This window comes from Niveispirillum sp. FG156, from assembly GCF_057809555.1.
Genome location: NZ_JBMDKE010000018.1, coordinates 112182 through 124777, shown reverse-complemented (window position 1 = coordinate 124777; position 12596 = coordinate 112182). Strand labels below are relative to the sequence as shown.

Annotated in this window: 9 protein-coding genes; all 9 read right to left on the bottom strand. The window is 64.6% G+C overall.

Features of this window, described 5'->3' with window-relative positions; genetic code table 11:
- Positions 1-323: 323 nt before the first annotated feature.
- Positions 324-1544, bottom strand: a complete 1221-nt coding sequence (locus tag ACODSP_RS13545; protein WP_488966098.1) for a hypothetical protein — start codon at positions 1542-1544, stop codon at positions 324-326.
- Between the two features lie 383 nt (positions 1545-1927).
- On the bottom strand, positions 1928-3046 hold the full coding sequence (locus ACODSP_RS13540) for a Fic family protein (protein ID WP_488966097.1): 1119 nt from the start codon (positions 3044-3046) through the stop codon (positions 1928-1930).
- Between the two features lie 759 nt (positions 3047-3805).
- The gene (locus ACODSP_RS13535) at positions 3806-5017 is read right to left on the bottom strand and encodes a cyanophycinase (RefSeq protein ID WP_488966096.1); all 1212 of its coding nucleotides are present in this window, start codon (positions 5015-5017) and stop codon (positions 3806-3808) included.
- A gap of 85 nt (positions 5018-5102) precedes the next feature.
- Positions 5103-8234: a TonB-dependent receptor domain-containing protein gene (locus ACODSP_RS13530; protein WP_488966095.1), complete on the bottom strand. Its 3132-nt coding sequence runs from the start codon at positions 8232-8234 to the stop codon at positions 5103-5105.
- Positions 8235-8331: 97 nt separating this feature from the next.
- A complete protein-coding gene (locus tag ACODSP_RS13525) occupies positions 8332-9126 on the bottom strand; it encodes an ABC transporter ATP-binding protein (protein WP_488966094.1) in 795 nt (264 codons plus the stop codon).
- 9 nt (positions 9127-9135) lie between these two features.
- The gene (locus tag ACODSP_RS13520; RefSeq protein ID WP_488966093.1) at positions 9136-10251 is read right to left on the bottom strand and encodes a succinylglutamate desuccinylase/aspartoacylase family protein; all 1116 of its coding nucleotides are present in this window, start codon (positions 10249-10251) and stop codon (positions 9136-9138) included.
- Positions 10252-10265: 14 nt separating this feature from the next.
- Positions 10266-10967: an ABC transporter permease gene (locus ACODSP_RS13515; RefSeq protein ID WP_488966092.1), complete on the bottom strand. Its 702-nt coding sequence runs from the start codon at positions 10965-10967 to the stop codon at positions 10266-10268.
- On the bottom strand, positions 10967-11659 hold the full coding sequence (locus tag ACODSP_RS13510) for an ABC transporter permease (RefSeq protein ID WP_488966091.1): 693 nt from the start codon (positions 11657-11659) through the stop codon (positions 10967-10969). The genes ACODSP_RS13515 and ACODSP_RS13510 overlap by 1 nt, the downstream gene beginning before the upstream one ends.
- 96 nt (positions 11660-11755) lie before the next feature.
- The gene (locus ACODSP_RS13505; RefSeq protein WP_488966090.1) at positions 11756-12535 is read right to left on the bottom strand and encodes a transporter substrate-binding domain-containing protein; all 780 of its coding nucleotides are present in this window, start codon (positions 12533-12535) and stop codon (positions 11756-11758) included.
- Between the last annotated feature and the right edge of the window lie 61 nt (positions 12536-12596).

The window sequence follows — 12596 nt, the reverse complement described above, 5'->3', positions numbered from 1 at the left end:
TTCTCGAAAAACTCCGATGCACCCCTGCATCTCTTCAATGAGTCAATGCACTAGCGGACAAGTTTGCGCGGCGCGGCCGCCCCCCCAGAGGAATTCAGGCGCTGTACCGGCTGGCCGTCCGCGATCGGGCGAAGTCCGAGCAGTGAGAGCCAGGTGGTCGGGGGCCGTTGGCGGTGCCAAAGCCCGAGGAATTCAGGCGCTCCACCGGCTTGCCATCATACTCATGGCGAGGGCCAAAAGGCGGCGTGTGACGGGAGAAAGCAGTGGTGGGCCTCAGCCTTGAGGTCGCCCAGCTTCGAAGCGGCAAGTGAACATCCGAGATGTCAGCCACCTGCCTCCAACATCCTGGCGATAGCCAGCCGGGCGCGTGTCCACTCCTTCCGCACCACGAAATGGACGGAACGCCCCGGGGATCGCTGCAGCAGGGCATCACTGTCCTTGGCCATCAGCTCCAGGGCGTCACGCAGCGGCTGGCCCTTGTCCTGCTTCAATGCATGGTACTCCCCCAGGGTCAGGAGCTTGAAAATCGCATCATAGACGTTATCGACAGTGGTGGAGCTCAACTGCGGTCCAGGCTGATTGTCCGGTCGAAACAGGACGGACAGCAAGGGCGAGAGGGCAACCAGGAGTTCAAGGTGGGATCGGTTCAGGGTCGGGGCTTCACGGATGTGCCGCCGAAGCCTTTCCAGGTGATCTGCGGCAGCGGGAACGATCGCCCGTAGCTCCTCCACGGCTTGGTCCCCGGATGGCATGCTTGTCGGCGACAGGCCTGTACCACCTTCAAGTTCGACCAGCCGACGAATGCCGTCGCGGTTTCTGATCATAAGCTCCAGCCGCATGAGGTCGTGGCGCTTGGGATATGTCTTCAACCGGAGGCCACTGCCCTTCGGCGCGATGATCCAAGAGCAGGTCACCGTCCCTCTCTCGATCGTCATGCCTTCTGGGATGGGGTGAAAGCTGTGATGCCGGGTGCCCACATTGGCCAACGCCTCCTTCGACAGGGCGATGCCAAGCGCAGGGGCGTCATCCTCCGCCATGTCATGGGTCAGTTCGCAGGACCTGACACGGACGGCGCCCGCCATGCGGCCTGCCGGGACTATTGCCCGCACCACAGCCAGGAACTGGTCCAGCGCACCGCTGAATGCCTCAAGTTGAGCTTCCAGATAGACGCTCGCGTCTTCTCCGTGGGGGAAGGGGCCGAAGACGTTGTCGTTGCCGTCCAGGCCAAGAGGCGGGGGTTCCGTAAATTCCAGCGCTCCCCGGATGAACCGGATGCCGTTGACCAGCAGGCTGCTTGCATTCGTCAGAGTCAGCCCGGTACCGGACTGTGACAGGGCCAGCTGGCCTTCGACCCGTAAGCCGGTGTCGGAGGCGAAACTCACCTTTGGCTTCAGGAGGTTGCTCCTTGTCGCAGGTGAGGTCCCCTGGACAATTCCAGCGTCAGCCAGCGCCTCCACGAAGTCCTTCGCCGAGATGTTGCCCAGTGTCAGGTTCACGCCGAATTCAACACGGTCGAACAAGACGGCAAGGGGGAGATCAGACATCTGGCACGCTGGCGGTTCGAGTAAGATGAAGGCAGTAGAGCAGACTTGCCGCCACCCAGGGGATTCATCCAGATGTGGCTTCAGCAAGGCGCTTTCAAGCTTCCTCTATCCGCTTCTCCGGCGGGATAACGCCGGGGAGAGCTTGTCGAGGGGGGGATCACCGGACAGCCTCCACCTCCCTCCAGAAAATGGAATCGCAAGGTAGAGCAAGGATGTCTGGCCAACCCGGAAATCCAGGAGCATGGAAAGCAAGGGTTTCCAGAACCCCGTAAGGGGAGAATTTCCAGCCACACCAAGGCTATCCGGCGCCTTCCGGCAATTCCGGACTGGTAGGACCCTTGTAGAAGCCTGGGTGTCGGGTTGCGGGGGCGAAAGCCCAAGGATCATTCAGCAATGTCGTCCAGCGTGGCCAGCCGGTAGCTCGTGCTGCGCCCGCCCCCTGGGTTCTGGACGAGCACCCGTCGTTCCACCAGTGCCTGAATGTCGCGTAGGGCGGTGTCCGCCGAACACTTGGCCAGCTTGGCGTATTTCGAATTGTTCAGGTGCCCCTCGAACCCGTCCAGGAGCCGGTTGATGACGATGCGCTGACGGTCGTTCACCGGCCCCCGGCTAATCCATTCCCAAAGCCGTGCCTTGGCCAGGACCGCCGACAGCGTGCCGTCAGCGGTTGTCAGTGCCCGGTCCAGACACCCCAGGAACCAGGACAGCCAGCCGGTGATATCGACGTCGCCCTTCTGTTGCCGTTCCAGTTCGTCATAGTAGGCTTTGCGTTCAGCCTCGATCTGCCCCGACATGCTGTAGAAGCGTTCCGCGCAATTGTCGGCGCGGGCCAAAGCCAGGTCGGCGATGGCGCGGGCGATGCGGCCGTTCCCATCCTCGAACGGATGGATCGTCACGAACCACAGATGGGCGATTCCCGCCTTTACGACAGGGTCGATGACAGGACCGTTGTTGAACCAGTCCAGAAACGCGGTCATCTCCGCGTCTAGCCGGTCGGCGTCCGGAGCCTCGAAATGCACGCGCTGTCGGCTATAGGCGCCTGAGACGACTTGCATGGGGCCGGACTCCTTTGTGCGCCATGCCCCCACCGTGATCCGGTGCATGCCGCTCCAGCCCGTCGGAAACAGGGTCGCATGCCACCCGAACAAGCGGTCGAAGGTCAGTGCGGCCCGATGGTTCTGCGTCGCGTCCAGCATCATCTCGACGATCCCGTCGACGTGCCGTCCCACGGGTGGCAACCCGCCTGCGTCAAGGCCAAGCCGGCGGGCCAGCGACGAACGAACCTCGTCCCGGTCCAGCGTTTCCCCCTCAATGGCCGAGCTTTTCACCACATCGGTGGTCAGCGTCGTCAGGCTGGCTTCCTGCCGCAGATCGAAGCCCAGCGTCTCCATCTTGCCCAGCAAGCGCCCTTGACGATGCCGCACCTGGGCCAGCAGCATGGCCAACGTGCTGTCATTCCAGGTGAAGGATGGCCAACCGGGCTGTTCGTGGATATAGATCATAATCGCCGTACTCCTTGCGGTGATTATGACGGGCTTTCACGTCAAAGGCAAATAAACACCGCATTTATTGCGGTGAATGTGCGTGGAATTTACCGCGGGACCTTGCAGATGATCACACTCGGCCCTACTCTCATCGCCATATCGGCTTGACGATGGTTCCGCTTGGTCCGTGCGTGGGACACCGGTACGGCCCTATTCTGGCCCCACGGGGTTCTCCTTTTCTGCGCCACCGGACGACCCGGTGCCCAACGCTTCACCAGCGCCTCCCCACGCTATCCGCATCCCAGCAATGGCCGGGGTAGCGTCGGAAAGGACAGGGTTGGCAAGCCAGACAGCGGAGCGTGTGACGCCCGTCGAACGGCGGGCCGGGGGTAAAACCCTCCTCTACCCCTACTTGTCGGTTAAACTATGAATCTGGGGGTCAGAGGTTCGAATCCTTTCGGGCGCGCCATTTTCTCTACATGATATTCAGTGCTTCGTTGGCTTCAGGTGGCTGTTCATACAGCTGCCGCCATATGCGCTCGCGTATCCCCCCCGGACATGGCCAGCACGGCATTCGCGATCTGTGTGCTGGACAGAAAGGTTGCCTCCACACGGCCCTGACGGACCCAGTCACCGCACAGCGCGATGCGATTCTTTGTGTTGATCAGCGGTTGGTCCTGGCGGATGGGATTCGCTGTTGGCATGCGGCCATTGGTAGAGGACGACAAAGCGGGGTCGCAGCGGACGCCCTCATAGATCGGACAGGGCGGGATCAGGTCAGGGACGCCGGGGGCTGAACAGGGGATCGGCCATGCGCACGGGGGTGATATCCATCGCGAGGTTCAGAACCGTGATGCCATCACCGGCCCAGCCCTGGCTATCGGCGCGGCGGATCAGCCTCATACGGAAGGCCGGGCGGCGGGCGGGGTCGGCAGCATCAAAGGCCAGACCGGTGGCTTCTCCCTTCCGGCTTTCCAGGACCTGCGCCATCAGCCGACCGAATTGCCAGGGGGCCAGAATATCGCCCGTGGCCAGGGTTGCGGGCAATTCGGGATCGGGTTCGAAACCGGTTTGGGCCGGCAGGATGGGGGCATCGGCGCGCGCGGGGCCGGGGGTCACTGTGCCGCTGGTCAGGTCCAGCCGGTCGCCGTCGCGCAGCAGGGACAGCACAATCCCCGTCTGTGCGAAGGGCCAGCCGGGGGTGCGGCGGGCGGTTCGCGTATCAATCACCACCACGCCGCTGGCGCCCACCACCTCTGCCATCTTCCGTTCGCGGATGATGAGGGCGGTGTTTTCATCCACGCCCAAGCCGCGCGTATAGCCGGCGGCATCCATGGCGACCAGGGTGCGGGCGAAACGGCCACGCGCCAGGAAATGCTGATCCACGAACCAGTCGGGGCCGATGAAGCCCAGACCCGGCCCGAGCGTCCGGCCCGCGACGGGACCGGTGGCCAGCAGGTCCAGCGTTTCCGGCGCATCCTTGATCATGGTGGCGGACATGATGGCAGCCCCGGCAGAGGAGCCTGCAATGACGGCACCCTTCGCATGCGCCGCGCGCATCGCGGTCAGCAGGGGCGTGTCGGACCCGTCGGCGCGCAGCAGGGCGGCGGTGTAGCGCGACTGGTCCCCGCCCACCAGGAAGAAGCCACCGGCATTGCGGGCGCGGTCGATCCAGACGGGGTCGGTCACGATGTCCGCCGGTGTTCGCTCAAAGCCTTTCTCGGCCAGCGGCAGCAACAGAGCGTTGGCGCCAAGGCCGCGCAGATGGTCCACAATGCGCCCACCGCTGCCCACCGGATCGCCGCTACCGGTGGGCAGGATCAGGATGGTGGCTCCCCTGCCACCGGCCAGTTCCACCAGCCGTGGCCAGCCTGGATTGTCCAGCCGGAAATCCCCACCCGCGATCAGCAGCGATCCCTTGACCGGTTCCGCCAGCGTAGGCAGGGCCGTGAGCAGAAAGGCGAGCAGACACAGGACAAGGCGGCGCATCTGAACATCCCGGTAGGGGGTAAAAGGGGCGGTCTTGCAGGAATGTGCCCCTCCCGCAAGACCGCAACAGCGCTCAACCATCAGATCAGAAGACCAGACGGGTGCGCAGATAATAGGACCGGCCGATGGCGGAGGCCGGGCGGCCGATATCGCCATAGAACTGGCCCTTGTTGGTCAGGTTGTTGACGCCGGCGGTGACCCGCACCTCGTCCGTCACCTGATAGGATACAGCCGCGTCATGCACCCAGGCGGCAGGCGCATAGGCCTGGACGAAGGTGCTGGCCGTTTCCGTTTCCACACCCGTCAGGGTCTGGCGCGACTGATAGAAGCCGTACCAGGCGACACTCCAGACATCGTCGCTCCACGATACTGACGGGTTCAGGTTCCATTCCGGGAATAGGCGTTCACCCAACGCATTGTTGGCGGCGGTGGCGTTGCCGGGCGTCTGGAAGGTACGGTTCTTCTCGTTCCAGGTGCCGGTCAGGCCCAAGGTGACGCGACCGCTCTCACCCAGGCCGATTTCTTCCAGATCCACGGGATAGACCATATCGAAATCGATGCCGCTGGCTTCGAACCGGGCGAAATTGATCGTCGTCTGGTTCAGGGAGTTGACAGCCAGGAAGGTGGGCGAGGTGCTGGTGCGGTTGCGGCCCACCTGCGTGCAGAAGGGATTGTCCCGGCTGGGCGCGTCATAGCAGGCGTTCAGGATGTTTTGACCCGTCACCTGGCTGATCGCATCCTCGATCTTGATGTTCCAGTAATCGACGGCCAACGAGAAGCGGGGCAGGAAGGATGGCGTCAGGACCACACCGGCGGTGTAGCTGGTGGAGGTTTCCGGATCCAGGTCCGGGTTGCCGCCCGTGAAGCCCGGCACGCGGGCGGTGCGGGTATCCAGCCAGCCCGTGGGGATACCGTCGGCGGCGCAGTTGGCGCGGCGGTTGGCCGGGTTGGAACCGGTGCCGATCTGGCCGGCGTCGCAGGGATCGACAACGGAGAACAGGGTGGATGAACGCGGCGCGAAAAGTTCCTGAATATTGGGGGCGCGGATGGTGCGGGAATAGCCGCCACGGGCGCGGATATCCTTCACCGGCGCATAGACGCCACCCACCTTCCAGGTGTTCACGCCACCAACGGTGCTGTAGTCGCCATAACGATAGGCACCGTCCAGCGACAGCAGTTCCACGCCCGGCAGGTCCGCCAGTAGCGGGGCGTTCAGTTCCACGAAACCTTCGGTAACGTCAAAGCCGCCGACCACATTCTGGCGACCGCCACGGTCCGTATAGTTCAGACGCTCGAACTCCGTCACTTCAAAGCGGCTGTCTTCCTTGCGGTGTTCCAGACCGGCGGCAAAGCCGATGGGACCGCCCGGCAGGGTCAGGGTTTCGCCCAGATCGCCGGTGATGCTGGCGTTCCAGACCTGCTGCTTGATGGTGGATTTCACGGGATTGTCGTAGGTGACGAAGTTCTGTGCATCCGCCGATGGAGCGCCCAGGCCGAACAGGTTCAAGGGCTTGCACGACCCGTCGCCGGCCTTGAACGTATTGTAGCCCGACCAGGAAAAGACCGGGAAATCCGACACGGACGGGACGGAGGTCGGGTTCAGGTCGGAGCGGCAGACGATCTGGCCATTGGGGGCGCGCACCGCATCGATGGCGGCAAAGAACCGGTCGTTCAGGCGGGTCGGGCGCTTGTCAGTGGCATCGGTGCGACCGTAATTATAGGACGCCTCATAGGCCCAGCCATTATCCAGCTCCCCTTCGAAGCCCATAACACCGCGATAGGTGTCGCGATTATTGCGGACCACGGGGTCAACCACATCGGCATGATCGCGGGTGATGATGAACTGATAGGTGCTGGCCAGGGCCGGTTCCGCCGCGATCTGGGCATTGGCAATGTCGCGCAGCTGCTGCGGAATGAAGGGATTGTCCAGCTTGATGCGGATGCTGTCATCGAAGGTGCGCACACTTTCGACCTGACGGCTGGTATTGCGAACGTACTTGGCCTCCACGAACGGCTTGAAGTAGGGGTTCACCTCATAACGGGCGTTCAGATTGGCCGTCTGCGTGGACAGGTCGCCGACCAGGGTGGCGCGGTCCAGATAGTCGGGCGTGCCGTCGCCGCCGAACTGGTCGTTATTGGCCAGGATACCATCCTGGAACGGGCGCAGCTTGCCCGTGGCCGGATCGATGACCAGACAGCCATAGCCACGCCGGCCCGGGTAATTCTGCACACAGTCGCGGGTGCCGTTATTGTCCAGATCGATGTTCGGCGCGCGGCTGTTGGTGCCGGACACGGGGAAGCCCGTGCCGCGCGGGTCAAAGCCGATAATGCCGTAGATCGATGACAGGCCGAAACGCTGGTTCGTGCCGAAGGCGCGGGCCTTGGCATTGGTGGCGCGAGCGATCAGGGTCTGGCCGGCAAGGGCCTGATTGGCGGTGGACAGCGACAGGATGCGCGTGCCCGCCGTGACACCCGCGGCACGCAGGGCCGGGGTCAGGTCGGTTTCCTGAAGGAACAGATCGGGATTGGCCGTGTCGTCAGCGATGCCATTGCCCCGCGACCATTTGCGGTCGCCAAAGGTCAGCGGCTTCTGATCGACCGAGGACAGGGACAGGGTGATGTTGCCCTTGCCGCCATCAAAATTGCGGCCGATGGTGGCGGCGACATAGCGGCGGTCGGCATCGCCCTTTTCCGACAGGCCATATTGGGCGGTGATGTCCTGGCCCTCGAAATCCTTCTTCAGGACAAAGTTCACCACACCGGTCACGGCGTCGGAGCCATAGACGGCGGATGCACCGCCGGTCAGGACATCGACACGCTCCACCAGGGCCGACGGGATGGTGGAGATGTCCACCGACGCCTCACCGGCGATGCCGGCCACATGGCGGCGGCCATTGACCAACACCAGGGTACGGGCCGCCCCCAGACCGCGCAGATTGGCCGTCGGCACGGGCGAGGCCGAGGACAGCTGATCCGACGAGCGGGTATTCTGCAGGGCCGGCAGACGGCTCAGCGCGTCGGAAATGCTGGTGATGCCGCGCGCGGACAATTCCGCCTCGCCCAGGGCGGTGACGGGCACGGGGCTCTGTTCGGCGGGCCGCGCGATGCGCGATCCGGTCACGACAATCTCTTCCAGAAGGCCGCTATCCTGCGCAATGGCGGGGCCGGCCAGCAGGGCCAGCGCGGTGGTGGTGGCCAGCAGATGCTTGGTGTTCATGGTGAAGTCCCTCACTTGAAGTCTCCCGGTTCTGGATGGGGCGGCCCGTTTGCCGGGTCTGGCGCCCATGATGGTTTGGGTGGCGTTTCGAATGGGTTCAGGCGTGGCCGGCGCGGTGCAGGCTGCTGGCCAGGAAGCTGCGCAGGCGGTCGCTCTGCGGGTTGGTCATCAGGTCGGCTGGGGTTCCCTGTTCCTCGATCCGGCCCTTGTGCAGGAAGACAAGCTGGCTGCCGACATCGCGGGCGAAGGCCATTTCGTGGGTCACAACCACCATGGTCCGCCCCTCTTCGGCCAGGCCGCGCATGACGCGCAGCACCTCGCCCACCAGTTCGGGGTCAAGCGCGCTGGTCGGCTCATCGAACAGCATCACGTCGGGTTCCATGGCCAGCGCGCGGGCGATGGCCACCCGCTGCTGCTCGCCGCCTGACAGATGGGCCGGATAGGCATCGCGCCGGTGCAAGACGCCGACACGGGCCAGATAATGCTCGGCCCGTTCGACCGCTTCCGCCTTGGACAGGCCGTTGACCCGGATCGGCGCCTCGATGACGTTGCGCAGGACATTCATGTGGCCCCACAGATTGAACTGCTGGAACACCATCGACAGGCGGGCGCGCAGGCGGCGCAGCTGGGCCGGGTCGGCGGCGGTCAGTTCTCCCGTCCGGTCGGGCGTCAGGGCCAGACATTCGCCCGCCACCGTCAGGCGCCCGGCATGGGGCCGTTCCAGCAGGTTCAGGCAGCGCAGCAGGGTGCTTTTCCCGGACCCCGACGCACCGATCAGGGCGATGACATCGCCGGCCCGGGCCTGAAGCGAAACATCGTGCAGCACATCGATGCTGCCATAGCGTTTGGCGATATTGTCGGCTTGCAGCTTGATTTCCATGGGATGGCTCATGGTGATGGCTCACGGGCTCAACAGGTTGCCGGAACGGCGCAGGCGGGTGCCGGCCAGCTTGCCCAGGCGGTTGCCGGGGAAGGCCATGCGGGTGGCGATGCGGGCGAACAGCAGGCCGCCGCCCTGGCTGGCGACGGGCACGGCCTGACCGGTGACGGGATCGATGATGTCGGCCACGATCTCCCCCGCCTCCACCGCCGCACCCAGGGGGCGGCGATAGACCAGGACGCCGGCGGCGGGGGCCGTCAGCGGTTCCACCGCTTCCAGCGGGGTCGGCTGACACAAAGCCGGCGGCAGGGTGGGAACGGCCCCGGCGACCGCCCCGGCATGGATCAGGAACGCCACCAGCGCACGGGCGTCGCGGTCGGCCAGATCGTGGTCGACATCGGCCTGACCGCGCAGTTCCACCGTCACCGACCTGCAGGAAAGCGGGATCGGGTATTGCGGAAAACGTTGCCGCAGGGCGGCCCAGGGCCGGCTCACCGCCTCGTCGAACGGGTTGTCGCCGCTTTCATCCGCCGTCAGCAGTGCCTGGGCGCCCAGCAGCCGGGCCAGCGGCTCCACCTCTTCGGCAAGCGGGGTCAGGGTATAGAGATGCATCACGGCCTCATGGTCGCAATGCAGGTCCAGCACCCAGTCGGCTTCCACCGCCAGCGACATCAGCAGCACCTTCAGATGCTGGGCCGGCGATTGCGGGCGCATTTCCGACAGGGCGTCGGCCAATGCGGCACGGATCAGGGCGGTATTGGCGGCGGGATCATCGCCCAGCCGGCCCTGCACACGCGCCGCGGCGGCGGGGACCAGCCAGGGGAAATCACGGTTGAAATTGCGGCCATCGGTCAGGTCGAACCGACCCAGCATGTCACCCAGCACCGCCTGCGACAGGCCGATGGGATTGGCGATGGGCACCAGCACCACCTCCCCCGCCAGCTTGCCCTCCGCTTCCAGGCGGGTCAGGTGGCGGCGCAGCTTGTCGGCGACCAGCATGGCCGGGATTTCATCGGCATGCAGGCTGGCCTGGATATGGATGCGCGGACGGGCACCGGGCGTGCCGAAGCGCTGCACCGTCACGGTACGGTGGGTGCCTTGCGTCGTGCCGGGCAGGGACAGGGTTTCAGATCGCACGTTGGTGCCGCTCCTCAAGAGGCACCGGCCGGGCGCGCCAGATGCCGCAGCAGGCGGCGTTCCAGCAGCCGGAACAGGCCGGTGATGCACAGGGTCAGGGCGAGGTAGAACAGGGCCGCCGTGCCGAACGCTTCCACCGCCAACAGGGTGTTGGCATGGACGTCGCGGGCCACGCGGGTGATCTCCACCAGGGTCACCGCACTGGCGATGGAGGTGGCGTGCATCAGCATCACCAGCTCATTGCCATATTGCGGCAGGGCGCGGCGGACGGCACCCGGGATCAGGATGCTTGTGTAGATGTCAAATCCGGTTAGGCCCAGGCTGCGCGCCGCCTCCACCTCTCCCGCCGGGGTGGCCCGCAGGGCGCCCGCCAGCATTTCCGTCGTATAGGCGGCGGTGTTCAGCGTGAAGGCGATCCAGGCGCAGAACCAGGGTTCACGCAGCAGCGGCCACAGGCTGCTGTCCCGGACCATGTCGAACTGCGCCAGCCCGAAATAGACCATGAAAAGTTGCACCAGCAGCGGCGTGCCGCGCAGCATATAGGTGAACAGGAAGACGGGCCGCGACAGGAAGGGGTTAGCCGACACCCGCGCCACCGCCAGCGGCAGCGACAGGGTCAGGCCGGCGGCGGCAGAAGCCAGCACCAGCAGGATGGTGACGCGGGCGCCGTCCAGAAAGGCGGGCAGATTGTCCTGGATGGTCTGCAGATCGATCATCACAGCACCGCCTTGCGCACGCCCAGCGACACACGCCTTTCAAGTTGGCCCAGTACCAGGATCGAGACGGTGGTGACCGCCAGATAGAGGACGGCGACAGCGGCATAGAAGGTGAAAGGCTGGGCCGTGGCGGCGGTGGCCAGGCTGGCGCGGTGGACCATGTCATCCAGACCGATGATCGACACCAGGGCCGAGGCCTTGACCATGACCAGCCAGTTATTGGCAAAGCCGGGGATGGCGTGGCGGATCATCTGCGGCAGGGTGATGTGCCAGAGGACCTGAAACCCGCTCATGCCATAGGCCAGGCCTGCCTCCGCCTGCCCCTTGGGGATCGCCAGGAAGGCACCCCGGAACGTCTCCGTCAGATAGGCGCCATAGATGAAACCCAGGGTCAGGCTGCCGGCCAGGAACGGATCGATATCGACATAGTCCCAGCCCAGACGCAGGCCGATATCATTGACCAGCGCCTGCCCGCCATAGAACAGGGTCAGCATCAGCACCAGATCGGGGATGGAACGGATCAGCGTGGTATAGGTCCCCGCCACCGCCCGCAGCCCGCGCCCTGTGGAAAGCTTGGCCAGCGCACCGGCCAGACCGAACAGTGAGGCGATGGCGAGCGAGACCAGCGACACCGACAGCGTCGTCAGCAAACCGTCAAACAGGATGGGCAGATACTCGATCAGCATGGGCATGCAACCGGGGTTCACCCCCGACAGGGCCGGGGATGGGGGGGAGGTCTGGGGTGAAAGCGGCGGGTCGGGGTCCGGGCGGGCGGGCCGCCCTATCCCTCAAGAATTCCCGCCGGAGACATCAAAGGTGAAATAGCGTTGGGCGATCTGCTGATAGCGACCGTCAGCCTTGATGGCCTTCAGGGCCGTATTGACCCGGTCGCGCAGCGCAGTGTCGCCCTTGCGCACGGCGATGCCGACATCACTGTCGCCCTTCAGACGCAGGGGTTCACCCACGGTGGCGAACCCCGCACCTTCGGGCCGCTTCAGGAATAGGCCTTCGGCGATCACCGATGAACCGAGTGCGATATCCCCGCGGCCCGCGCGCAGTTCCAGATAGACATCCGTCTCCTTGGCGACCAGCAACAGGCGGCTGTCGGGGTATTTTTCCTTGGCATGCCGGGCGCGCGGGCTGTTGCGCAGGACGATAATCGTCTTGCCCTTCAGCGCGTCGGGCGTAGGCTCCGTAAAGGCGCCCTGTTTGGCGATCCAGCGGGAGGGGACATCATAATAGACGTCGGAGAAATCGACGATTTTCGCCCGGTCCGCCGTGATCGTCATGGAGGCGACGATCATGTCGAACTTGCGGGTATTCAGCGCCGGGATCATCCCGTCCCATTCCTGCTGCACCAGGGTGCAGTCGACCTTCATCTCCGCGCACAGCGCATTGGCGATGTCGATATCAAAACCCGACAATTTCCCGTCCGGCCCGATCACCGAAAAGGGCGGATAATTGCCCTCCACCCCCACCCGCATGCGGGCACCCTGCGCATCGGCAGGGGCGGTCAGCAGCAACAGACTTGCGGCGAAGCCCGCCGTCAGGGACATAAGACGCATCATGGCAACTGGCTTCCGGCACGTTTCGCAATGATCGGCTCGATGGAATGGACAATGACACGTT